At 73.8% G+C, this 24292-nt stretch carries 18 protein-coding genes; 8 read left to right on the top strand and 10 right to left on the bottom strand.

The genetic code is table 11. The annotated features are described in order from the left end of the window. Positions 1–135: 135 nt before the first annotated feature. Both NH2_RS00550 and NH2_RS00545 read right to left on the bottom strand, forming a co-directional pair. The gene (locus NH2_RS00550) at positions 136–1629 is read right to left on the bottom strand and encodes a phospho-sugar mutase (protein ID WP_067646452.1); all 1494 of its coding nucleotides are present in this window, start codon (positions 1627–1629) and stop codon (positions 136–138) included. Beyond that, on the bottom strand, positions 1630–2409 hold the full coding sequence (locus NH2_RS00545) for a purine-nucleoside phosphorylase (protein ID WP_067646449.1): 780 nt from the start codon (positions 2407–2409) through the stop codon (positions 1630–1632). It abuts the gene before it with no gap. Positions 2410–2514: 105 nt separating this feature from the next. On the opposite strand from NH2_RS00545, the gene NH2_RS00540 reads away from it, so the two are divergent. The 3 genes from NH2_RS00540 to NH2_RS00530 all read left to right on the top strand — a co-directional run bounded on the left by NH2_RS00540 (position 2515) and on the right by NH2_RS00530 (position 5788). Beyond that, the gene (locus tag NH2_RS00540; protein WP_067646446.1) at positions 2515–3222 is read left to right on the top strand and encodes an enoyl-CoA hydratase-related protein; all 708 of its coding nucleotides are present in this window, start codon (positions 2515–2517) and stop codon (positions 3220–3222) included. 179 nt (positions 3223–3401) lie between these two features. Then, the gene (locus tag NH2_RS00535; protein ID WP_245650363.1) at positions 3402–4607 is read left to right on the top strand and encodes a M20 family metallopeptidase; all 1206 of its coding nucleotides are present in this window, start codon (positions 3402–3404) and stop codon (positions 4605–4607) included. A gap of 35 nt (positions 4608–4642) precedes the next feature. Further along, positions 4643–5788 carry a M20 family metallopeptidase gene (locus NH2_RS00530; RefSeq protein WP_067647563.1) on the top strand — a complete coding sequence of 382 codons (1146 nt, stop codon included), beginning with the start codon at positions 4643–4645 and terminating at the stop codon, positions 5786–5788. On the opposite strand, the gene NH2_RS00525 is transcribed toward NH2_RS00530, so the two are convergent. Beyond that, a complete protein-coding gene (locus tag NH2_RS00525) occupies positions 5785–6270 on the bottom strand; it encodes a gamma-glutamylcyclotransferase family protein (RefSeq protein ID WP_067646444.1) in 486 nt (161 codons plus the stop codon). The genes NH2_RS00530 and NH2_RS00525 overlap by 4 nt on opposite strands. Positions 6271–6441: 171 nt before the next feature. Between NH2_RS00525 and NH2_RS00520 the strand changes: the two genes are divergently transcribed. The 4 genes from NH2_RS00520 (at position 6442) to NH2_RS00505 (ending at position 11601) form a co-directional block, all read left to right on the top strand. Beyond that, on the top strand, positions 6442–7842 hold the full coding sequence (locus tag NH2_RS00520) for an NAD(P)H-quinone dehydrogenase (protein ID WP_067646441.1): 1401 nt from the start codon (positions 6442–6444) through the stop codon (positions 7840–7842). Positions 7843–8137: 295 nt separating this feature from the next. Further along, positions 8138–9169, top strand: a complete 1032-nt coding sequence (locus NH2_RS00515) for a hypothetical protein (RefSeq protein ID WP_067647560.1) — start codon at positions 8138–8140, stop codon at positions 9167–9169. A gap of 69 nt (positions 9170–9238) precedes the next feature. Beyond that, entirely contained in the window at positions 9239–10336 is a 1098-nt protein-coding gene (locus NH2_RS00510; protein ID WP_245650362.1) for a DUF8176 domain-containing protein, read from the top strand. Between the two features lie 77 nt (positions 10337–10413). Beyond that, a complete protein-coding gene (locus NH2_RS00505) occupies positions 10414–11601 on the top strand; it encodes an aminotransferase-like domain-containing protein (protein ID WP_067646438.1) in 1188 nt (395 codons plus the stop codon). A 30-nt stretch (positions 11602–11631) separates the two neighbouring features. Here NH2_RS00505 and glpK read toward each other — a convergent pair whose 3' ends face one another. Further along, the gene (glpK, locus tag NH2_RS00500; RefSeq protein ID WP_067646436.1) at positions 11632–13131 is read right to left on the bottom strand and encodes a glycerol kinase GlpK; all 1500 of its coding nucleotides are present in this window, start codon (positions 13129–13131) and stop codon (positions 11632–11634) included. A 216-nt stretch (positions 13132–13347) separates the two neighbouring features. Between glpK and NH2_RS00495 the strand changes: the two genes are divergently transcribed. Beyond that, a complete protein-coding gene (locus NH2_RS00495; protein WP_067646433.1) occupies positions 13348–15081 on the top strand; it encodes a glycerol-3-phosphate dehydrogenase/oxidase in 1734 nt (577 codons plus the stop codon). Positions 15082–15248: 167 nt separating this feature from the next. Here the strand turns inward: NH2_RS00495 and NH2_RS00490 are convergent, their stop codons facing one another. From NH2_RS00490 to NH2_RS00460, 6 genes are all read right to left on the bottom strand, one after another. Then, the gene (locus NH2_RS00490; protein ID WP_067646430.1) at positions 15249–17048 is read right to left on the bottom strand and encodes an ABC transporter substrate-binding protein; all 1800 of its coding nucleotides are present in this window, start codon (positions 17046–17048) and stop codon (positions 15249–15251) included. Beyond that, complete coding sequence (locus NH2_RS00485; protein ID WP_067646427.1) at positions 17045–17260, bottom strand: hypothetical protein; 216 nt, start codon at positions 17258–17260, stop codon at positions 17045–17047. The genes NH2_RS00490 and NH2_RS00485 overlap by 4 nt, the downstream gene beginning before the upstream one ends. 706 nt (positions 17261–17966) lie before the next feature. Beyond that, positions 17967–18344: a hypothetical protein gene (locus tag NH2_RS00480; RefSeq protein ID WP_067646424.1), complete on the bottom strand. Its 378-nt coding sequence runs from the start codon at positions 18342–18344 to the stop codon at positions 17967–17969. Continuing rightward, positions 18341–18613, bottom strand: a complete 273-nt coding sequence (locus tag NH2_RS00475) for a hypothetical protein (protein WP_067646421.1) — start codon at positions 18611–18613, stop codon at positions 18341–18343. Before NH2_RS00475 ends, NH2_RS00480 begins: the two co-directional genes overlap by 4 nt. A 101-nt stretch (positions 18614–18714) precedes the next feature. Further along, positions 18715–19497 carry a DNA-formamidopyrimidine glycosylase family protein gene (locus NH2_RS00470; protein ID WP_067646418.1) on the bottom strand — a complete coding sequence of 261 codons (783 nt, stop codon included), beginning with the start codon at positions 19495–19497 and terminating at the stop codon, positions 18715–18717. A 201-nt stretch (positions 19498–19698) separates the two neighbouring features. Beyond that, positions 19699–24288 carry an ATP-dependent helicase gene (locus tag NH2_RS00460; RefSeq protein ID WP_067646413.1) on the bottom strand — a complete coding sequence of 1530 codons (4590 nt, stop codon included), beginning with the start codon at positions 24286–24288 and terminating at the stop codon, positions 19699–19701. Positions 24289–24292 lie beyond the last annotated feature (4 nt).

Below are 24292 nucleotides of genomic sequence, written 5' to 3'. Positions count from 1 at the left end.
GACGTGAGCCGGGCGCGAACCCGGGCCGGGGGCGAACTCGGGCCGGGGGCGAACTCGGGCCGGGGGCGAACCCGGGCCGGGGGCGAACCCGGGCCGGGGGCCGGGCGCGGGCCGGGGGGCCGGAGGCTCACGGGGTTACAGGGCGGTGCAGAAATCGCGGAGGGCGGCTAGGCGCTCGGCGGCGGCCTTGCGGACGTCGGGGAGGGCGGTGGGGTCGGGGACCGGGCGGACGACCTCCAGGTAGCACTTGAGTTTGGGCTCGGTGCCGGAGGGGCGCACGACGATCCGGTCGCCGTCGCCCTCGAAGACCAGGGCGTCGGTGCGCAGGGGGCCGCGGGTGGCGGCCAGGTCGGTGTAGCGCACCTCGGCGCCCGCGATGCGCTCCGGCGGGGCGGCGCGGAGCGCGGCTACCACGGCCGCCGCGGCGTCGGCGTCGGCGAGGCGGAGGGAGACCTGGTCGCCCGCGTGCACGCCGAACTCGACGGCGTAGCGGTCCAGGTCGGCAGGCAGGGTGCCGCCCGCGGCGCGGCGCCGCGCGACCAGGTCGGCGGCGAGCACGGCGGCGGAGATGCCGTCCTTGTCCCGGACGGCGGCGGGGTCGACGCAGTGCCCGATGGCCTCCTCGTAGGCGTACACCAGGCCGGTTCCGGCCCTGGCCAGCCACTTGAAGCCGGTGAGCGTCTCGGCGTAGCGGGCGCCGCGCGCGGCGGCCACCCGGCCGAGCAGCCGGGAGGAGACCAGGGTGGTCGCGACCAGGGCGTCCGCCGGGGCGGTGCGCAGCACGTCGGCGCCGAGCAGCACGCCGGTCTCGTCGCCGCGCAGCATGCGCCAGCCGTCCGGGCCGGGCACGCCGATGGCGCAGCGGTCGGCATCCGGGTCGAGCGCGACGGCCAGGTCCGCCCCGACCCGCTCGGCCAGCGCGAGCAGCAGGTCGGCCGCGCCGGGTTCCTCGGGGTTGGGGAAGGCGACGGTGCGGAAGTCGGGGTCCGGCTCGAACTGCTCCGGCACCACGTGCACGTCGTCGAAGCCGGCCGCGGCCAGCGCGCGCAGCGCCACCGCGCCGCCGACGCCGTGCAGCGGGGTCAGCGCGATCCGCACCGGCGCGCGCTCGCCCGGCCCGCCGATCCGCTCCGGAATTCCGGCCACCCGGTCCAGGTACGCGGCGAGCACGCTGCCATCGGCGGGGGCGACCGCGGCGCGCGGGATCGGCTCGGTGACGGCCTGGATGGCCCGCTCGATCTCGGCGTCGGCCGGGGCCACCAGCTGGGCGCCACCCTCCAGGTACACCTTGTAGCCGTTGTCGCCGGGTGGGTTGTGCGATGCGGTGATCTGCACCCCGGCCACCGCGCCGGTCGCGCGCACCGCGTGCGCCAGCACGGGGGTGGGCAGCGGCTCTGGCAGCAGCGTCACCGGGAATCCGGCGGCGGCGAAGATCTCCGCGGTCACGGTGGCGAACTCCGCCGACCCGTGCCGCGCGTCCCGGCCGACCACCACCCGCCCGCCGCCCAGGCAGCGCTCGCGCAGCCAGGCGGCGAGCCCGGCGGTGGCGCGCGCGACGGTGACCGCGTTCATGCCGTCCGGCCCGTCCCGCAGCGGGCCGCGCAGCCCGGCCGTGCCGAAGCGCAGCATCTAGAGCCGCTCCAGGATGCCGCGCAGCAGCTTGCCGAGCCGCGGCGCGGCGGCATTGCCCTCGGCCAGCACCTCCGCGTGCGAGAGGTTGGCCCCGGTGACCCCGGCGGCCAGATTGGTGACCAGCGAGATGCCGAGCACCCGGACGCCGAGCGCCCGCGCGGCGATCGCCTCCAGCACGGTCGACATGCCCACCAGGTCCGCCCCGATGGTGCGCAGCATCCTGATCTCGGCGGGCGTCTCGTACTGCGGGCCGATGAGCCCGGCGTACACCCCGTCGGCCAGCGCCGGGTCGACCTCGCGGGCCAGCGCGCGCAGCTCGGGGTCATAGGCGTCCACCAGGTCGACGAAGGCCGGGCCGGTGAGCGGGGTGCGGGCGGTGAGGTTGATGTGGTCGGCGATGAGCACCGGCTCACCGACGGCCATGCCGTCCCTGATCCCGCCCGCGGCATTGGTGAGCAGCACGATCTCCGCGCCCGCCGCGACGGCGGCGGTCAGCGGAACCACCACCTCGGCGGGGGAGTAGCCCTCGTAGAGGTGCTGGCGGCCCATGAGCAGCAGCACGTCGGTGCCGCCGACCGGCACCGAGTGCACGGTGCCGACGTGGCCCTGCGCGGTCGGGGTGCCGAAGCCGGGTAGCTCCGGCATCGGCACCGACGCCCGCGGCGTGCCGATCTCCGCGGCCGCCTCCTGCCAGCCCGACCCGAGCACCACCGCGACGCGGTGGCGCGCTACCCCTGTCCGCTCGGCGATCGTCGCGGCGGCCTCTTCGGCAAGCATGGGGTCACGATAGTCGTGGGCGGTACGGGCTTCGCGCGGGTGTGGCCCCGGTCACCGACCGGCCTCGGCTACCCGTCGGTAGGATCGCCCGGCTACGCTGCCCGCATGCCGTATCTGGAGCGCCGGGGTGACGTGTTCGTGCTGTACCTGGGATCGGAGGAGCAGCACGCGGCGGACGAGGAGAACCGCTTCCACCCGGACGTCCTCGCCCGGCTGAACGCGCTGCTGGACGAGGTCGAGGGCGCCGAGGGCCCGGCAGCGCTGGTCACCACCGCCACCGGCAAGTTCTTCAGCAACGGCCTGCACACCGAGTGGCTCTTCGCGAATCCCGGCGAGATGCACGGCTACCTGGACAGCGTGCACGCGCTCTACGCGCGGCTGCTCACCTTCCCGCTGCCCACCGTCGCCGCGGTGAACGGCCACGCCTTCGGCGCGGGGGCCATGCTCGCCACCTCGCACGACTTCCGTGTCATGCGCGCCGACCGCGGGTACTGGTCGCTGCCGGAGATCCACCTCGGCATGCCCTTCACCGTCGCGATGAACGCGCTGCTCACGCACCGGCTCACCAATCAGGTCGCGGTCAAGGCCATGACCACCGGGCACCGCTTCGGCGCCGACGAGGCCATCTCGGCCGGGATCGTCGATGCCAAGGCGGGGGCGGACAGCCTGCTCGATGTGGCGGTCGAGCAGGCCGCCGGGCTCGCCGCCAATCGCAAGCCCAACCTCGCCGTCATCAAGCGCGCCCTGCACGGCGCGGTCCTGCCGGGGCTGACCACCCCCACCACTCCCGAGAACCTCGCCTTCGGTGTTTGATTGTCGCGCCTTCGGCGCGACGGGTTGCGCGCCCTTCGGGGGCTCGCCGCCGCGCGGTCGAGACTCGCGCCTGCGGCGCGTGCGCTTCGACCGCTCGGAGACGAGCCGGGCGCGCAACCGTGGTGCTCACGTTGGGTTGAACGGGCAGTAACCACCGGGGTAATGCCAGACTGGTCGGCATGCCCGCGATCGAGATGCCGACCGATGGCTCCGTCGCGCGGGTACACGCGGCGGTCGAGGCCGCGAAGGACGGGTTGATCGGGCTCTCGCACGCCCTGCACGCGGAGCCGGAGCTCGCCTTCGAGGAGTTCCGCGCCGCCGCGCGGACCATCGAGCCGCTGCGCGAGCGCGGCTTCGCGGTCACCACCGGCGTCGCCGGGCTGCCCACCGCCTTCCGCGCGGTGTACGGCAGCGGCGAGCTGACCGTCGGGCTGTGCGCGGAGTACGACGCGCTGCCCGAGATCGGCCACGCCTGCGGGCACAACATCATCGCCGCCGCCTCGGTCGGCGCGGGGCTCGCGCTCGCCGATGTCGCCGACGAGCTCGGGCTCACCGTGGTCGTGCTCGGCACCCCGGCCGAGGAGAGCGGCGGCGGCAAGGTGATCATGCTCGACCACGGCGTCTTCGACGACCTGGCGCTGGCCATGATGGTGCACCCGGGCCCGTTCGACGTGGCAGGCGCGCGCTCGCTGGCGCTCAGCGACCTCTCGGTGCTCTTCCACGGCCGCGCGGCGCACGCCAGCGCGGCGCCGGAGCGCGGCCGCAATGCCGGCGACGCCGCCACCGTCGCCCAGGTGGCGCTCGGGCTGCTGCGCCAGCACCTCGCGCCCGGCCAGCAACTGCACGGTATAGTCAACGACGGTGGCGTGGCCCCCAATATCGTGCCCGGACGTGCGGAATTGCTGTATTACCTACGCGCAGCGGATTCCGCATCCCTCGACGATCTGACGCGACGGGCGTCCGATTGCTTCGCGGCGGGCGCCCTTGCGACCGGCTGCACCCACGAGATCCGGACGCTCGCGCCGACGTACACCGAGCTCACGCCCGATCCGGCCCTGCTCGCGGTCTACCGCGAGCAGATCACCGGGCTCGGGCGGACGCCGCTGCCGCCGGAGTTCGAGGCGCAGCGGCCCCTCGGCAGCACCGACATGGGCAACGTCACCAATATCGTCCCGGGCATCCACCCGGTGATCGGCATCGAGGCAGGCGGTGCGGTGACGCACCAGCCGGAGTTCGCCGCGGCGAGCGTCACCGCCTCCGCCGATCGCGCGGTGCTGGACGGCGCGGTCGCGCTGGCGTGTACCGCCGTGGCCGTCGCCCGCGATGAGCAACACAGGAGCAGTCTGTTGCAGCGATTCGTTCGACGACAGGAGGACATTCGGTGAGCACGAGCGGTCATCTGGTGCGGTCGGGCCGGCACGTGGTTGACACGTGGCTGGCCGAGCACCAGGTGGACCTGGTCCAGTGGCGCAGGCACATCCACGCGAACCCGGAGCTGTCCAGGACCGAGTTCGCGACCACGGAGTTCGTCGCCGCGTGGCTGACCAAGGCGGGGCTGGCGCCCCGGGTCCTCCCCGGCGGCACCGGGCTGATCTGCGACATCGGCCCGGACGGGCCGCGGATCGGGCTGCGCGCCGACATGGACGCGCTCCCGCTGCAGGAGTTCACCGGGCTGCCGTTCTCCTCCACCGTGCCCGGCGTCGCGCACGCCTGCGGGCACGACGCGCACACCGCCATTCTGCTCGGCGCCGCGCTGGCGCTGGCCGATGCCGACCTGCCGGTCGGGGTGCGGTTCATCTTCCAGCCCGCCGAGGAGGTCATGCCCGGCGGGGCGATCGACGTGGTCGCGGCCGGTGCCATGCAGGGCGTCGAGCGGATCTTCGCGCTGCACTGCGACCCGCGGCTGGAGGTCGGGCGGGTCGGGATCCGGGTCGGGGCGATCACCTCGGCCGCCGACACCGTCGAGCTGGTGCTCGACTCACCCGGCGGCCACACCTCGCGGCCGCACCTCACCAGCGACCTGGTCTATGCCATCGGCACCGTCATCACCGGGCTGCCCGGCATGCTCAGCCGCCGGATCGACCCGCGCACCAGCACCGTCATGGTGTGGGGCGCGGTGAGCGCGGGCAAGGCGCCGAACGCCATTCCGCAGACCGGCATGCTCACCGGCACCGTGCGCACCGGCGACCACGCCACCTGGGAGCTGCTGGAGCCGCTGGTGCGCGAGATCGTGGACGCGCTGCTCGCCCCCACCGGGGTGCGCTACCAGCTCAACTACAAGCGCGGCGTGCCGCCGGTGGTGAACGACGAGCGCTCCACCCGGATATTCGAGGCCGCCATCGGCGAGCTCGGCCCCGGCGCGCTCGCCGACACCCCGCAGTCCGGCGGCGGCGAGGACTTCTCCTGGTACCTGGAGGAGGTGCCCGGCGCCATGGCGCGGCTCGGCGTCTGGTCCGGCCAGGGCGAGCAGCTCGACCTGCACCAGCCCACCTTCGACATCGATGAGCGCGCGCTCGCCGTCGGCGTGCGAGTGCTCACCGATATCGTGCTGCGGGCCGGGCGCTAGACCGAGAAGTTGCCGGGGCCCGGCCCCACGTTGCGGCTGTTCCTGGTCCGCAGCGCGTGCACGTAGTCGCCGGGGGCGCCCGCCTTCTCCGCCGCGTCGGCCATCACGCCGAGGTAGCGCGCGGAGGGCAGGCCGCCCTCGTAGGCGTCCAGCACGTAGAGCCAGGCGAGTACCGGCTGCGAGCCGCTGCCCGCGGTGGGGGTGACGCGCAGCCGGATCTTCTTGTGGATGCCGAAGTCCGAGCCCTCCCAGCGGTCCAGCCGGTCCTCGTCCTCCGGGGAGACGTCGTAGAGCACGACGAAGACCCGCTCGCCGGGCTCCTCGACGACCGTGGCCAGCGGCCCCTCCCAGCCGATGTCGTCACCGGCGAAGGTCAGCCGCCACCCCTCCAACCAGCCCGTTCCCGACATCGGGGAGTGCGGACAGCGCTCGAGCATCTGTGTGGAGTCCATGTTGGATCCGTAGGCGGCGTATATCGGCACCCGAAGAGCGTATCCAATGATTGCGCCGCGGCCACCGGCTCCCGCCGGACCGGCGCACCACCCGGCGCGGCGGGCGCGCCACGCGGGCTGGCGAGCCGGTCCGAGCTCGGCCGATTACGGTTGACCCGGACGTCCGGAGATCCCGGGACCCGCACGAGCGAGAGGTGACCCATGACCCGCATCGCGATCATCGGCGGCGGCCCGGCCGGCTACGAGGCCGCGCTGGTGGCGGCGCAGCACGGCGCGGCGGTGACGCTGATCGACTCGGACGGCATCGGCGGCGCCTGCGTGCTCTGGGACTGCGTCCCCTCCAAGACCTTCATCGCCTCCACCGGCATCCGCACCGACCTGCGCCGCGCGCGCGACCTCGGCATCACGCTCGACCCGGACCAGGCCGGGGTGCGGTTGCCCGAGGTGAACCAGCGCGTCAAGGCGCTGGCGCTGGCGCAGTCGTCGGACATCCGCGCCAAGCTGCGGGCCGCCGGGGTCACGGTGCTGCCCGGGTACGGCTCGCTGCTGGAGCCGGTCGGCCGGGCCGAGCACCGGGTGCTGGTCAGCGACGGCGACGGCGCCGAGCAGACGGTGGACGCCGAGGTGGTGCTGATCGCGACCGGCGCGAGCCCGCGGGTGCTGCCCGGCGCCGAGCCCGACGGCGAGCGCATCCTGACCTGGCGCCAGCTCTACGACCTGGCCGAGCTGCCGGAGACGCTGGTCGTGGTCGGCTCCGGCGTCACCGGCGCCGAGTTCGTCTCCGCCTACACCGAACTCGGGGTCCGGGTGACGCTGGTCTCCAGCCGCGACCGGGTGCTGCCCGGCGAGGACGCCGACGCCGCGCTGGTGCTGGAGGACGCGCTCGCCGAGCGCGGCGTCGAGCTGGTCAAGCACGCGCGCGCGGACGCCGTGGAGCGCACCGCCGACGGCATCGTGGTCACGCTCTCGGACGGGCGAACGGTCGCCGGGTCGCACGCGCTCATGACCGTCGGCTCCACCCCGAACACCGGCGGGCTGGGGCTGGAGAACGTCGGCATCGAGCTCGACCGCGGCGGCTACCTGCGGGTGGACCGGGTCTCCCGGACCGCCGTCACCGGGATCTACGCGGCGGGCGACTGCACCGGGCTGCTCCCGCTCGCCTCGGTCGCCGCCATGCAGGGCCGGATCGCGATGTACCACGCGCTGGGCGAGGGCGTCAGCCCGATCCGGCTCAAGACCGTCTCCTCCGCGGTGTTCACCCGGCCGGAGATCGCCACCGTCGGGGTCAGCCAGACCGCGATCGACAATGGCGAGACGCCGGCCCGCACGGTCATGCTTCCGCTGAACACCAATCCGAGGGCCAAGATGTCGGGGCTGCGCCGCGGCTTCGTGAAGATCTTCTGCCGGCCCGCCACCGGCGTGGTGATCGGCGGCGTGGTGGTGGCGCCGATCGCCTCGGAGCTCATCCTGCCGATCGCGCTCGCGGTGCAGAACAACCTCACCGTGAACGACCTGGCCCAGACCTTCTCGGTCTATCCCTCGCTCACCGGATCGGTCATCGAGGCGGCGCGACAGCTCATGCGGCACGACGATCTGGACTGAGCGGCAGGCGAAAAGCAGGTGTCACCTGCGTGAACGCTGTTGTGCGGCAGCGCGGTTGAGGCGGCGGGCAGCGTACTCTCCACATTGCCCCTGTCGGACAACTGTGGTTCACTCCGTTGCGGAGACGTGATCGGCGGGTTGGTCGCGGGCGTTTCGGGGTTTGGGGGGTTTCCTCCGGGAACGGCCGTGTGCCTCCCGCACGGAAAGGGATAAGCGAAAAGTGAAACATCGTAAGCCGACCCGGGCGCAGCGAGCGATGGCGAGCACCTCGCTGCCGCTGGCGACAGCGGCAGCCGTGGCAACTTTCTTCGCGGCGCCGGCGGGGGCAGTACCGAACGATCAGCCGACAACTCCGGCGACGCCCGCCCCGGTCCAGCCGGGTACCAACACGACGCCCGAGCAGCAGCCGCAGACGCCGCAGCAGGGCCCCACCCAGCCCGGCACCGGCCCGCAGAGCGAGCAGCCGGAGACACCGGAGACGCCGGAGAGCAGGCCGACGCCGAGCCAGCCGGGTGTGACCACGCCCGAGCCGGATCAGGCCATGCCGGAGAAGAGGGATCCCAAGCTCAACCGGCCGACCCAGCCCGGTGTGACGACGCCGCGCGTCGCGCCGCTGCCGGTGCCCGGCCAGGAGGGCCAGCCCGCGCCGGGCCAGGCCGCGCCGGGCGCGGCGGCGCCGGACCAGGCCGCGCCGGGCACCCCGCAGCAGCCGGACGCCCAGGATCAGCCCGCCGCCACGCCGTCCACCCCGGGCGGCGGCACCCAGGCCGACCCGGGCACCGCGCCGCAGAGCCAGGCGCCGCAGGCCGACTCGTCGCCCTCGCAGACCCTGGTGCAGCCGCGCTGGGAGGCGCCGCGGGTGGATGCCGCCCCGGCCGCGCCGGTGGTCGAGATGACCGGCCCGCACGCCGAGGTCGGCGCCGCGGTGGACGGCGGCGCGCTGCTGCCCGGCTACGTGGCCAACACCCACCACTTCAGCAACGAGGCCGGGTACGTCGGCACCGTCGGCTACTCCACCCCGACCGGCTCCGGCGAGGCCGGGGTGTCGGTGGAGTTCGTGGACAGCAATACGATCCACGTCTCCAGCTTCACCGGTGGGGAGGGGCTGGCGGACGCGAAATCCAGCGTCGTGCTCGACACCACGCAGGTGAACCTGGCCAAGGCGGCGGTCGAGGACTGGATCAAGGCCCAGCCGGGCGGCACCGCCGCGCTGGATGCGGCCGCGCAGGTTAAACTTCCGCCGATCGTGCCGCCGGGCGATACCGCGCCGACGACGGTCAACGTGGGTGGCGTCACCACGCAGTGGGGTGGTTCACTCCAGTACTGACACGTACCGATTGACGGGGTGGGGCGGTCGTTCGCGGCCGCCCCATTTCGTGCGTTCGAGAGGATTGGTGTGGGCTCCGAGGGTGATGCCAGAGGCAGCGATTCCGGCCGCGGGGCCGGCTTCGGCCCGCCGGTGGACGGGAGCGACGGCGCCGGTGAGAACGGCGTCGGCGCTTCCGGTTTCGGGCCTCCGGTAGCGGGCGGCCAGGACGAGCCGACCACCAGGTCGGGCAGCGCCTTCGGCGCCCCGATCGGGCCGGGGCACATCCCGGGCTGGCAGCCGCCCGCCGGGTCGCGTCCCGAGGTCGGCTGGCGCCCGGCGGGCGGGCTGCTGCCTGCGGGCGGGAGCACCGACGCCGCCCCGCCGCCCGCGGGGATGTCCGCGCCGTTCGGCACGAGCGTCACCGGCGCCGACCCGGAGCCCCCGACGGTGCGGCACCAGGTGGCCCCCGCGTCCGCTCCCGCGCGGACGCCCGCTCCCGCTGCCCCCGCGCAGCCGGATGCCGAGCCGCCGCAGTGGTGGAACCAGTCGGACGAGGCGGGCGGGGTGCCCAAGCCGCCGCCGGTCGCCGATGGCGGCCTGGCCTGGAACGACGACCCCATCGCGCGCCGGCTCGCGCCCGGCGGCTCGGCGGTGGCCGAGCGGGTGCCCGCCCCCAACCGCGGCACCCTCTACGGCGCGCTCGCGGCCGCGGTGGCGCTGCTGATCGCGGTGGTGGTGATCGTGGTGACGGTGCGCGGCGGTGGCGACGACGATCCGGCGGTGGCCGCCCCGGTACCGAGCACCGCCGCGCTGAGCTGCCCGGCCAGCGAGGACGGCACGGTGACGGTCGGCAACGGCACCGGCTCCACCGAGGACGGCGCGGGCGCCATCCTCGGCTTCCAGTACGCCTTCTATGTCGAGCGCAACGGCGAGCGGGCGCGCAGGTACGTCGACCCGGACGCCGCCAACATCTCCTCGGCCCAGGTCATCCAGAGCGCCATCGACGAACAGATCCCGGTGGGCACCACGCACTGCCTGCGCGTCACCGAGCTCGCCACCGACACCTTCGAGGTCGACCTCACCGAGCACCGCCCGGACGGCGCGACCACCGTCTACCAGCAGACCGTCGCCACCGTCGTGAAGGACGGCAGGCACCTGGTGCACTCCATCGACAACCGCCCGTAGCTCTCACCATGTGAGAAGTAGTTTCATATTCTGGTAATCCGTGCGAAGGTGGGGGTACATCGCACGGAGGTATCGCCATGTCGCCAACCGCTCCGCCGCTGGCCGGGAAGCTCGCCGGGCTGCGCAGCTCCGCTATTCGTGACCTGCTGGAACTCACCGAGCGGCCGGATGTGCTCAGCCTGGCGGGCGGGCTGCCGGACGCCGAGCTGATGCCGAGGGAGCGGATCGCGGCGGCGACCGACGCGGCGCTCACCGACGCGCGCAGCCTGCAGTACACCGGCTCGCCGGGCTGGGGCCCGCTGCGCGAGGTGCTCGCCGCGCGCGAGTCGGCCAAGCTGGGCCGGGCGGTGCCGACCGCCGAGGTCTTCGTGACGCACGGCTCGCAGCAGGCGCTCGCGCTGCTGGCCGAGGTGCTGCTCGACCCGGGCGCGCTGGTGGTGGTCGAGGACCCGGCCTACGTCGGCGCGCTGCAGGTGTTCCGCGCGGCGGGTGCGCGGATCGCGGCGATTCCGCTGGACGACGATGGCATGCGGCTGGACCTGCTCGCCGAGCTGCTCGCCCGCGGCGAGCGCCCGGCCGTGGTGCACACGGTGAGCACCTTCCACAACCCGGGCGGGGTCACCATGAGCGCCGCGCGCCGGGCCGAGCTCGCGGAACTGGCCGCCGCGCACGGCTTCTGGGTGATCGAGGACGACCCCTACGGCGAGCTCTGGTTCGACGGCCCGCCGCCGGCGCCGGTGGCCGCGCACGGCGCGAACGTCATCCGGCTCTCCAGCGCCTCCAAGATCCTGGCGCCGGCGCTGCGGGTGGGGTGGATGGTCGCGCCGGTCCGGGTGGCGCGCGCGGTGGAGCTGCTCAAGCAGGGCGCCGACCTCTGCGGCTCGGCGCTCACCCAGCAGGTCGCGGCCGAGCTGCTCGCCGACGCGGGCTGGCTGGCCGGGCACGTCGACCGGGTGCGCGCGGCCTACGGGCAGCGGGCCAAGGCGCTGGTCGGCGCGGTGCGCGACGAGTTCGGCGCCCGAATGCGCTGCACCGACGCGGCGGGCGGGATGTTCGTCTGGGCCGAGTTCACCGACGGCACCGACACCGGGGCGCTGCTGCCTGCCGCGGTCGACCGGGGCGTCGCCTTCGTGCCGGGCGCGGCCTTCGCGGTCGAGGCGGGGTACCGCTCGGCGCTGCGCATGTGCTTCACCACCTCGGACGCGGCCACGCTCACCGAGGCGGTGGCGCGGCTGGGCCGCGCGGCCGGCGTCGCCGCGGAGTGACCCGCTCACCGAGGCGGTGGCCCGGGCTGCTCAGTCGACCCAGCCGTAGGTGCGCTCGACCGCCTTGTTCCAGGCGGTGAGGTGCCCGGCCCGCTCGTCTTCGCCCATGGCCGGGTGCCAGGTGGTGTCGGCCGACCAGTTCGCCCTGATCTCGTCGGTGCCGGACCAGTACCCCACCGCCAGCCCGGCCGCGTAGGCGGCGCCGAGCGCGGTGGTCTCGGCCACCACCGGGCGCACCACCGGAACGTCCAGGATGTCGGACTGGAACTGCATGAGCAGGTCGTTGCGCACCATGCCGCCGTCCACCTTGAGCGTGGTGAGCTCCAGCCCGAGCCGCTGCGACTCGGCGTCGGCGCGCATGGCGTCCACCACCTCCCTGGTCTGGAAGGCGGTCGACTCCAGCACCGCCCGCGCCAGGTGCGCGCGGTTCACGAAGCGGGTGAGCCCGGCGATCACGCCGCGCGCGTCCGGCCGCCAGCGCGGCGCGAAGAGCCCGGAGAAGGCGGGCACGATGTAGGCGCCGCCATTGTCGGCGACGCTGCGCGCCAGCGGCTCGATCTCGTCGGCGGTGGCGATGATGCCGAGGTTGTCCCGGAACCACTGCACCAGCGAGCCGGTGACCGCGATCGACCCCTCCAGCGCGTACACCGCGTCCTGCTCGCCGAGCCGGTAGCAGACCGTGGTGAGCAGCCCGTGCGTGCTCACCACCGGCGTGGTTCCGGTGTTCAGCAGCATGAAATTGCCGGTGCCGTAGGTGTTCTTGGCCTCGCCCGGCTCCAGGCAGGCCTGGCCGAAGGTGGCGGCCTGCTGGTCGCCGAGGATGCCCGCGATCGGGACACCGGCCAGCGGACCGGATTCCGGCACCCCGTACACCTCCGACGAGCTGCGGATGGCAGGCAGCATCGCGGCCGGAATGCCGAAGTCAGCGCAGATTCCGGGGTCCCACTCCAGCGTGCGGAGGTCCATGAGCATGGTGCGCGAGGCATTGGTGACGTCGGTGATGTGCTCGCCGGTCAGGTTCCACAGCACCCAGCTGTCGATGGTGCCGAAGCACAGCTCGCCCGCCTCGGCGCGGGCCCGCGCGCCCTCGACATTGTCCAGGATCCAGCGCAGCTTGGGCCCGGCGAAGTAGGTGGAGAGCGGCAGCCCGGTACGCTCCCGGTAGCGGTCCGGCCCGGCCTCGCCGCCGAGCTCGACGCAGAGCTTGTCGGTGCGGGTGTCCTGCCAGACGATGGCGTTGTGGATCGGCTTCCCGGTCGCGCGCTCCCAGACCACGGTGGTCTCGCGCTGGTTGGTGATGCCGACGGCGGCCAGGTCGCCCGGGCCGAGCTCGAGCTCGCGGAGCACCTCGGTGACCACGAATTCGATATTGCGCCAGAGCGTTTCGGCATCGTGCTCGACCCAGCCGGGGTGCGGGAAGAGCTGCTCGTGCTCGCGCTGGGCCACCCCGATCACCGCGCCGCCGCGGTCGAAGACGATGCACCGGCTCGATGTCGTTCCCTGATCGATGGCGGCCACGTAGCGACGCATCCCCGCAGGCTACTGGATGCGCGGCGCGCCGCGCATCACATCGCGAGGGGCGGCGGGGATGGCTAGGGTGGGTCTTGTTACCGGTGGGTAGTGGCCTGAGCCGGGTGGCGCGGCACCGCCGGGGCGCCGCGAACTATTCGCCGCGCTCGCATAGCCTGAACCCGCAGGCAGCGGGTAACACCGCCCGCAGGACGACGCCGGCCGAAGGAGTCGAGCATGACCATCACCCCGGATTCGCAGTTCCTCGGCCCCGACCAGCGCCGGGACGCCTGGGAGCGGCTGGGCAAGGACCACTTCGACATCGTCGTGATCGGCGGCGGCATCGTCGGCGCAGGCATCGCCCTCGACGCCGCGACCCGCGGGCTGCGGGTGGCGCTGGTGGAGGCGCGCGACCTGGCCTCCGGCACCTCCAGCCGCTCCTCCAAGATGTTTCACGGCGGGCTGCGGTACCTGGAGCAGCTGGAGTTCGGGCTGGTGCGCGAGGCGCTGCGGGAGCGCGAGCTCTCGCTCGCCACCCTGGCCCCGCACCTGGTGAAGCCGCTGCGCTTCCTCTACCCGCTCACCAACCGGGGCTGGGAGCGGCCGTACGTGGCCGCCGGGCTCATGCTCTACGACTCCATGGGCGGCGCGAAATCCGTTCCCGGCCAGCGCCACCTGACCCGCGCAGGCGCGCTGCGGCTGGCGCCGGGGCTGCGCCGCTCCGCGCTGATCGGCGGGGTCAGCTACTACGACACCGTGGTGGACGACGCCAGGCACACAATGACCGTCGCCCGCACCGCCGCGCACTACGGCGCGGTGCTGCGCACCTCCACCCAGGTGGTCGGCTTCCTGCGCGAGGCCGACCGGGTGGTCGGGGTGCGGGTGCGCGACACCGAGGACGGCCGCACCGCCGAGATCCACGCGCACGTGGTGATCAACGCGACCGGGGTGTGGACCGACGAGGTGCAGGCGCTCTCCCGCAACCGCGGCCGGTTCCACGTGCGGGCCTCCAAGGGCGTGCACATCGTGGTGCCGCGGGACCGGATCATCAGCGACACCGCCATCATCCTGCGCACCGCCACCTCCGTGCTCTTCGTCATCCCGTGGGGCGCGCACTGGATCATCGGCACCACCGACTCCGACTGGAACCTCGACCTGGCGCACCCCTCGGCGACCAAGGCCGATATCGACTACCTGCTGGAACGGGTGAACGAGGTGCTGGTCACCCGGCTCACACACGCCGATATCGACGGCGTCTACGCCGGGCTGCGCCCGCTGCTGGCCGGCGAGAGCGACGAGACCTCCAAGCTCTCCCGCGAGCACGCGGTGGCCCGCACCGCGCCCGGGCTGGTCGGGATCGCGGGCGGCAAGTACACCACCTACCGGGTGATGGCCGCCGACGCCGTCGACGCGGCGGCCGAGGACATCCCGGCCCGGGTCTCGCCCTCGATCACCGAGAAGGTGCCGCTGCTCGGCGCCGACGGCTACTTCGCGCTGGTCAACCAGACCGTGCAGCTGGCGGAGGCGTACGGCGTGCACCCGTACCGGATCAAGCACCTGCTCGACCGCTACGGCTCGCTGATCGACGAGGTGCTCGCGCTCGCCGACGGCAAACCCGAGCTGCTGCAGCCGATCACCGACGCCCCCGCCTACCTCCAGGTCGAGGCGGTCTACGCGGTCGCCGCCGAGGGCGCGCTGCACCTCGACGACATCCTGGCCCGGCGCACCCGCATCTCCATCGAGTACCCGCACCGCGGCGCCGCCTGCGCCGAGCAGGTGGCCCGCCTGGTCGCCCCGATCCTCGGCTGGGACGAGGCCGAGGTCGACCGGGAGATCAGCACCTACCAGGCCCGCGTGGACGCCGAGATCCGCTCCCAGACCCAGCCCGACGACGGCTCCGCCGACGCACTGCGCGCCGCCGCGCCCGAGCCGCGCGGGGAGATCCTGGAGCCGGTGCCGAGCGAGGGGTGAGCCGAACCTGCCGGTTCGCGCGCGGAGCGGGTCGACGGCCACGGCGGTTCCGATCCCGGGCGCCCGGCACGGCCACGCTCCTCATCGAGTAGCTGCGCGGTGAATGGGTCCCGTCGACCTCTGCTCGCCTCGTACGAGCAGAGGGTGGGTTTCCTTCCGGGGGCTGGTCAGGGTTGGGGCAGGGTGATGAGTTCGATGGCGGTTCCGCGGGGGGCGCCGTGGCTGGTGTCGGTGAAGGTGAGGTCGCCGCTGCAGCCGGGGATGTGGAAGGCGCTGTTGATGTTGTTCAGGGCGATGAGGACGTTGCCGCGTTGGGGGAGGTGGCGGTCGTTGCCTGCGCTGGACATGCGGGTGGCCAGGGCGGTGGCGAAGACCGCGTCGTGGGTCAGGCAGGTGTAGGCGTCGGTTTCGGCCAGCGGGAAGCCTTGGGCGGTGACGGCGTCGGCGTAGGGCTGGTAGGCCGGTGGCGCGGCGACGGTGGCGTGGGGGCGGGTGTGGGGGTTGGTGACCCCGGCGTAGACGATGGTGAGGTTGGCTTCGCGCAGTGTGTGGGGGTCGAGGCGTTCGACGGCGGTCAGGGCGGCGGCGCCGGTCATGATGGTCAGCGGCCGGTTGCGGCAGATCCGGTCTTTCATGGCGTTGATCAGTTCGGGCAGGTCGGCGACGCGCCCGGCGAAGAGCACGACCTGGACGTCGGATTGGCCGGCGTCGGTGTGGCAGATGTTGACGATGGGGTCGCGGAACATCTGTGGGCGGGCTGTGTCGGTGGGGATGCTGACCCCGATGAATCCCTGCGCGGGGCGGGCGTCGATCCAGGAGGCGAAGCGCTGCTCGAAGGCTTGTTTCAGGGCTGCGGTGTAGAGATCGCCGCGTTGTTCGGAGTTGGTGTCCCACATCGTGATCGCCTGGGTGAGGCCGGGGTTGGCGGTGAGGTGGCCTGCCATGGCCTCGACGTATTGGCTGGTGGTGGGTGAGACGCGGAACATTCCGGGGATGTCGGTGCTGTTGAACTGGTCGGCGGAGGTGATCGCGCCCATCATCGGGATCTCGGCGCGGCTCAGCTCCATGGCCGCGTCCCGGGTGAGCGCGAGGCTGGTGCCCAGGACCACGACCGCCACCAGCCGCCGCGGCGCGGCTTCGGCGCGGGCGATGATCTGGGTGACCGGGAGCTGCCATTGGTCCTGGTAGCTGCCGGTGTTGGCGAGCAGCAGCCGGATCCGGGGCAGCGGGTCACCGACCAGGGTGGTGGTGTTGGCGCGGTGCTGGGCCACCGCGGCGCCGATCAGCATCTGGCGCACCTGGTCGGTGTCGAGCTGGCCGGGCGGGTCCGAGCGGGTCAGCGGCCCGAGCAGCGCGATCTCGACGTAGTCGTCGCCGACCTGCTGGTTCTGCTCTCCGATCCGGGCCGCGATCTCACTCACCCGCGGATCCAAGCCGGGGAAGGCGGTGTCGGTGAGGCCCACGCACTGCTCCTGCACCAGGCTCAGGCCGCCGGTCCCGCAGCGGGGCGGCTCGGTGGGCGCGGGCGGCGCGGGCCACCACGCCCACACCGCCAGCGCGCACACCACGACCAGCACCGTGATGATTTCCGTGGCCAGCAGCGGATTGCGCAACCGTTCACCGGCGCGGTGCATCACCCGCACCGCCGGGCTCGGTGCCGGAGCCCGCTGCGCCTGGCATGCACGCTGGTGCTCGTGTTCCCACTGCCGCAGCTGCGCTGCCAGGGCCTCGGGATCGAGGTCCGGGGTGCTGCGCTTCAAGCTCTCGGTCACCACGTGGCTGAACAGGCCCCACGCCGGCATGTCGGGACGGTCGGGATCGGCGGCCTTGGACAGGGTCGACTTGCCGATATTCGACGCTTGGGCCACCGCGGCGTCGGTGGAACCGGTGGTCTGGAGCAGCTCCCGCACCCGAGTCTTGAACCGGCGCATCCGGGGATGGACCCAGTCCTTCTTCGCGGTGGTCATCGCTGCTCCCCGCGCACCCCGCCGGGCAGCAGGCGAGCCGCGGTCTCCGCGCCCGCCAACCCCGCCGCGGCCACCACCGCCACCGCGGTCTCGGGAGCGATCCCCCGCACGACCAGGACCACCACCGCGACCATCACGACCAGCAGCACCAGCAGCCTGTGCGGTGCGCGATCCCGATCCCCCGCCCTCCGCGAGGACATCTTCTGCCCCATCGACCTACCTCTTTCGGTTCCCCTTCGGCCCGGACACGCCGGATGAACATCGACCCCGACTGCCGACCGGCCCTCGACCGGATCGCCTGCAAGCGAACCGGTCACCACCCAGCAGCGGGAACAACGTCAGCGTGGCAGCCGGATCCCAAGCCCGCCAAGAGAACCGGCGGTGACGATCGAACCCGAAACCCCTCTCCCCGATTCCCGCCCCGCCCCGCCTCCGCACGAAACGACCCCCACCCTTCGGCGGGGCGCCCGCGTCGGGCCCCCGCTCGGGCGCCCGAGCTCCGGAAACACCACGGGTTGCCCCATCACCTCACGGAAACCAGCAGCTCAGCCCCGAGAAACGCTGCGGAAAGCCCGCGGAAACACCCAGCCGGTAGACGGCCCCGGCCCACCACCGCGACGCGGGAACCGGCAGCCCGACCACGGTGCCGCGTCACGGCCCCCGCCCATTCCCCTTCCGGCTCGGACACGCCGCGACGCGAGCGGGTCCCCGCTGAAACGAGGGACCCACTCCCCGGACTGCTCACCCCGAGTCCCCGCCCCGCAATCCAGCACGCCCGTCGCCCGTGGATCCGACCTCCGACAAGGGGTTCGGGTAGTAGCTGCCGAAATCGGGCAGATATGGGGTAGAGACCCTGCTCAGAACGGTGCGGTGGTCACCGATGCGGACCACGGATATCGGGGCCCGCAGGGGTGGGCATCAGAGGATTTCGAGATCGGGCGGCGCGGCGAGGTCGCGGTACGGGGCGGCGTTCGCGGTGAGGACCGGGTAGCCGGTGGCCCGAGCTTCCCAGGCGATGTGGGCGAGTTCGGGGCCGATGTGGGCGAGGGCGCTGCGCCCGAGGAGCACGAGGCCGGGCACGATGGCTTGGCTCAGCGCGATGACGGTGAATCCGGCTGCGTCGAAGTCGGCGGGGTCGGCACCGGCCAGGGCCGCGGTGTAGAGGCTGGCGGCCGGGATGACCAGGGGGCGGTGCTCGCGCACGCTCATCTCGATCAAGACCTGGCCGTAGATGCTGCGGGGGAGGGCCAGCAGCGCGGAGGCGTCGAGGATGGTCCCGGCTGCGGCGGGTCTCACGCGGCGCCGGGACCGCGCAGCCGGTCGTCGGCGCGGTCGAACAGCGCCCGGGCGCGGGCCTCGGCGTCGGCGCGGTCGGTGGCGGAGGGCTCGCCGTGCTCGGTGCGCCAGCGCGCGATCACCTCGGTGACGGTGCTGCGGGTCTCCCCGGAACCGGCCGCGGCGGCGATGTAGGCCGACACCGAGCGGGCCTGCCCGGCCGCGACGGCCTTCTCGGCCCGGGCCAGCAGTTCCTCGGGCAGGGTCAGGGAGACCTTCCGCGTGCTCATGCCGATTATCCTACCTTTGTCGCCTATGGGTCCGGAGTGGCCGCCGCTATCGCGCGCGATGTCGCCCGCCTCGGCGAGCCGGTCCGCGGCGGCGGAATCCGTCACGATGCCGCGGGCTCGGGCTGGCAGCGCGGGCAGAACCAGATGCCGCGCTCGCGCTGGGCGATTCGGTCGTTCTCCGGGCCGGTGTCGCCGAGCACCCGGCGCACGATGCGGGTGCCGCAGCGGCGGCAGCCCCAGTTGTGCCGGTTGTAGGCGAGCGGCACGTAGCGGTCGTGCGCGGCCTTGCTCAGGATGCGCTGGGCCTCGTTCACCATGGCCAGCAGATCGCCTGCCGCGCGCACCGGGGTCGCCGGGTGCACCTTGCGCAGGTAGCAGACCTCGCTGCGGTAGATATTGCCGATGCCGGCCAGGTTGCGCTGGTCCAGCAGGGCGACGCCGATGGCCTGCTCGGGGTAGCGCGCCAGCCTGCGCACCGCCTCGGCGGGGTCCCAGTTGGGGCCGAGCAGGTCGGGGCCGAGGTGGTCGATCACGGTGTGCTCGTCGGAGAGCGGGAGCACCTCGACCTTGCCGAGCGAGAAGCCGACCGCCTCCACGTCCTCGGTGCCGAGGACCAGCCTGGCGGTGGCCCTGGGCTGGGTCCAGCGCTGCCCGCAGCGGTAGGTGCGCCACAGCCCCTCCATCTTGAGGTGGGTGTGGATGGAGGCGGTGGGGGTGCGGACGAAGAGGTGCTTGCCGTAGGAGCCGACGCTCTCGACCGGCTGGCCGCGCAGGTCGACGGTGGCGTAGCGCGGGACGCGGAAATCGCTGCGGGTGAGGATCTTCCCGGCCAGCGCGGTGCGCAGCCGGGCGGCGGCGCGGTAGACGGTGTCACCCTCGGGCACCGCTGGCCTCCCTTCGCCGCATGCCCGTCCCGGGCTCAGCTGCCACGGTCATGGCGCGCGCCGAGGTCACCGGCGCGTGGCTGCCCGGCCCCGACCGCTGCCGGTCGGCCCGCGCTGCCTGCTGCCGGTCGTCGCGCACCATCCGCTGCCGACCGCCCGGCGTCGGCCGCTGCTGCCCGATCCGGCGGCTCCGCATCCCCGTCACCGGCCGAACTCCGGGCGGCGCACCGCGCGTTGCGGCCGCTCCTCCCGGCGCGCCGCGCCGCGGCGCAGCCGGAGCCCGCCGGGGGTGGCGGCGAAGCCGGCGGCGGTGAGGAAGCCGGCGAAGGTGTGGCCGTGCACGGTCTCGCCGTCGACCCGGTCGATGACCAGCGCCTCCACCCCGCCCCCCTGCACCAGCTCGGCCAGCGCGTTCGCGGCGGCCTGCCTGGCATCGGGATCCTCGGTGAAGGTGAGCAGCGTCTTCCCGCCGCGCTCCAGGTAGGCCACCAGCTCGCCGTCGAGCAGCACCACCATGGCGCCCGCCTTGCGGCCCGGCCGGTGTCCGCCGTCGACCTCGCCCTTCGGCCATGGCAGCGCCGCGCCGTACGGATTCGCGGGGTCGGTGGCGGCCAGCGCGAGCGCGGTGGCGGTGCTGCGCCTGCCGTCGTCGGGTTCGTGCGCGCGCAGCCGGTCGACCACGTCGGTGGTGGAGAACTGCGCGCCGCCCAGCGAATCGACGAAGTAGCCGCGGCGGCAGCGGCCCCGGTCCTCGAACTCGGTGAGCACCCGGTACATGAGCGCGAAACCGCCCGGCACCCCCTCGTTCTGCACCGAGCCGCGGGTCAGCACGCCGTACCGCTCCAGCAGCTGATCGGCGGTGGCGTGCGCGCGCACGGTGTTGTCGGCGGCCCGCTCGGGCAGCAGCGACCAGCGCCCGGCCACCGTCGGCGGGCCGCTGCGGAGCGGCAGCGCGGGGCGCGGCAGGTAGGCGCGGGCGCGCGGCGCCCGGCGCGGGCTGCGGTGCGCGGTGGTGGCGCGCGTCGTGCCGCCGAGCAGCGCGCGGACCGGGGCGAAGGTGTCGCCGGAGACCAGCCCGGCCCAGACCAGGTCCCAGAGCGCCGCGGCGACGGCAGCGTCGTCGAGCAGCCCGGTGGCGTCGGAGAGCTGCCGGAAGAAGTAGGCGCCGCCGCTCTGCGGCATCGCCCCGTCCACCGCGCCGAGCGCGGTGAGCAGCCGCAGGTGCGGTTCGGTGAACTCCGGTTCGTCGGCGGGGGGCAGGGTGAGCGGCGCCTGCTCGGCCAGGTGCAGCGCCACCCAGCCGTCCTTGCCGGTGATCGAGCCGTGCCCGGACCACAGCACCTCGCCGGTGGCCGTGAGCTCGTCCAGCATGGCGGGCGCGTAATCGCGCACCCGAGCAGGCAGCACCAGCGATTCCCACGCCGACGCCGGGATCGGCACCCCCGCCAGCTGCTCGACCACGGTGGCGACGCCGTCCACCCCGCGCAGCGTGCGGGTGCGCACGTGCTGCCAGGCGGGCAGGAAGCGGCCGAAGGCGGCGGTCGGCACCGGCTCCACCTCGTGCCGCGCGGCCGCGAGCGAGCGCCGCCGCAGCCGCCGCAGCACCTGGGTGTCGCACCACTCCGATCCCGCGGCCGTCGGCGTGAATTCGCCCTCGACCACCCGCTTCTCGGTGCCGAGGCGGTGCAGCGCGGCGGCAGCCACCGCGCTGCCGAGGCCGAACCTGGCCGCCACCGCCGCGGTGTCGAAGGGGCCGTGCGTGCGGGCGAAGCGGCCGACCAGATCGCCGAGCGGGTCCGGCACCTGCTCCACGAAGGCGGCCGGGGTGCCGATGGGCAGCGGAACGCCGAGCGCGTCGCGCAGCCGCGCCGCGTCCTCCACCGCGACCCACCAGGTGCGCCCCGCGAAGCTCACCTCGAGCGCCCGCCTGGCCACCCGCAGCTCGGCGAACCAGTCGAGCGGGTCGGCGGTGCAGCGCGCGGCGGCCTCGTCGGCGGTGAGCGGCCCGAGCAGCCGCAGCAGGTCGGCCAGCCCCTCCAGATCCCGCGCGTGCCGCTCCGGGGTGAGCCGCTGCAGCTCGAGCTCGATCTGCTCCAGCACCGCGGCGTCCAGCAGCTCGCGCAGCTCCACCCGGCCGAGCAGCTCGGCGAGCAGCCCGGAGTCCAGCGAGAGCGCGGCGGCCCTGCGCTCGGCCAGCGGATTGTCGCCCTCGTACATGAACTGGCCGATGTAGTCGAAGAGCAGCGCGTTGGCGAACGGCGACGGGGTCGGCGTCTCCACCTCGACCAGCCGGACCTGCCTGCGCGCCACCCGCCCCAGCAGCTCGGTGAGCGCCGGCAGGTCGTAGACGTCGCGCAGGCACTCCCGCGCGGTTTCCAGCAGGATCGGGAAGTCGGGGAACTTGCGCGCCACATCGAGCAGCTGCGCCGAGCGCTGCCGCTGCTGCCAGAGCGGCGCGCGCTTGCCCGGGTCGCGGCGCGGCAGCAGCAGCGCCCTGGCCGCGCACTCGCGGAAGCGCGAGGCGAAGAGCGCCGAGGTGCCGACCTGCTCGGTGACGATCTCGTCGATCTCGTCCGGCTCGAAGACGAAGAGCTCGCTGCCCGGCGGCTCGTCGGTGGTGTCCGGCAGCCGGACCACGATGCCGTCGTCCGACGCGGTCGGCGCGGCGTCCACCTCGAACCGCTCGCGCAGCCGCGCCCCGATGGCCAGCGCCCAGGCCGCGTGCACCGGCATCCCGTACGGCGAGTGCAGCACCAGCCGCCAGTCGCCCAGCTCGTCCCGGAATCGCTCCACCACCAGCGTCTTGTCGGTGGGCAGGCGGCCGGTGGCGGTGCGCTGCTCGGTGAGCAGCGCGGCGAGGTTGTCCCTGGCGAAGTCGTCCAGCCCGGCCGCGCCGGTGAGCTGCTCCAGCCCGCCGTCGTCCAGGTGCCTGCCCGCGCTGCGCACGAACTCGCCGACCGCCTCGCCCAGCTCGGCCGGGCGGCCGAGCCCGTCGCCGTGCCAGAACGGCAGCCGCCCCGGCTGGCCGAAGGCCGGCGTCACCAGCACCCGGTCATAGGTGATCTCCTCGATCCGCCAGCTGGTGGCGCCGAGCGCGAAGACATCGCCGACCCGCGACTCGTAGACCATCTCCTCGTCCAGCTCGCCGACCCGGCTCGCCTTCTCGCCGACCATGTACACCGCGAACATGCCGCGGTCCGGGATGGCGCCGCCGGAGGTCACGGCGAGCCGCTGCGCACCGGGGCGGCCGGTGAGCGTGCCCGCGTCCCGATCCCAGACCAGCCGCGGCCGCAGCTCGGCGAACTCGTCCGATGGATAGCGCCCGGCCAGCAGGTCGAGCACCGACTCGTAGGCCGAGCGCGGCAGCCCGCCGTAGCTGCCCGTGCCGCGCACCAGCTCGAACCAGGCGTCCACGTCGATGGGTTCCAGCGCGCAGGCGGCGACGGTCTGCTGGGCCAGGATGTCGAGCGGGTGCGCGGGCATGCGCAGCGCCTCGATCTGCCCGGAGAGCATGCGGTGCGCGGTGACCGCGGTGTGCACCACGTCGGTGCGGTGCTTGGGGAAGAGCACCCCGCGCGAGACCTCGCCCACCTGGTGCCCGGCCCGCCCGACCCGCTGCAGCCCGCTCGCCACCGAGGGCGGCGCCTCCACCTGGACCACCAGGTCGACCGCGCCCATATCGATGCCGAGTTCCAGGCTGCTGGTGGCGACCACGCAGCGCAGCCTGCCGCTCTTGAGATCATCCTCGATGAGCGCCCGCTGCTCCTTGCTCACCGAGCCGTGGTGCGCCCGCGCGAGCAGCTGCCCGGCGCCGTGCACCACCTCGGTCGAGGCGCCGAGCTGGGCGGGCGGGCCGTGCGCGGTGTCGACGGGCTCGCCGAGCCGCTCGGCGTAGGTCTCGTTCAGCCGGGCGGTGAGCCGCTCGGCCAGCCGCCGGGAATTGGCGAAGACGATGGCGGAGCGGTGCTCGAGCACCAGGTCGACGATGGCCGCGTCCACGTGCGGCCAGATCGAGCCGGGCTGGTCGGACTCGCCGTCGGCATCCGGCTCGGTCATATCCGCGATCGGGACCCGCACCGAGAGGTCGAAGGTCTTCGGCGCAGGCGGCGCCACGATGGTGATCGGGGCCGGGCCGACCAGGAAGCGTCCGACCTCCTCCGGCGGGCGCACGGTGGCGGAGAGCCCGATGCGCTGGGCCGGGCGCTCGGCCAGCGCGTCCAGCCGGGCCAGCGAGAGCGCCAGGTGCGCGCCGCGCTTGCCGCCCGCGATGGCGTGCACCTCGTCCACGATCACGGTGTGCACCTCGCGCAGCGTCTCCCTGGCCGCCGAGGTGAGCATGAGGAAGAGCGACTCCGGGGTGGTGATCAGGATGTCCGGCGGGGTGCGCTGCATGGTGCGGCGCTCGCCCGCCGGGGTGTCGCCGGAGCGCACGCCGACGGTGATCTCCGGCGGGTCCAGCCCCAGCTTGGCCGCGGTGCGGGCGACCCCGGCGAGCGGGGCGCGCAGGTTGCGCTCGACATCCACCGCGAGCGCCTTGAGCGGGGAGACGTAGAGCACCGAGGTGCCCGCCGGGGGCTCGCCGCGCTTGCGTACCTTCTCGGCCGGGTCGCGGGTGGCCAGCCGGTCGATGGCCCAGAGGAACGCGGAGAGCGTCTTGCCCGAGCCGGTCGGGGCGATGACCAGGGTGTGCGCGCCCTCGGCGATCGATTCCCAGGCACCCAGCTGCGCGGCCGTCGGCGCCGGGAAGGCGCCGTCGAACCACTGCCTGGTCGCGGGGGAGAACCGATCCATGGCC

Source organism: Nocardia harenae NBRC 108248 (genome assembly GCF_001612885.1).
Lineage (GTDB): Bacteria > Actinomycetota > Actinomycetes > Mycobacteriales > Mycobacteriaceae > Nocardia > Nocardia harenae.
This window is presented reverse-complemented; position numbering and strand designations above follow the sequence as displayed.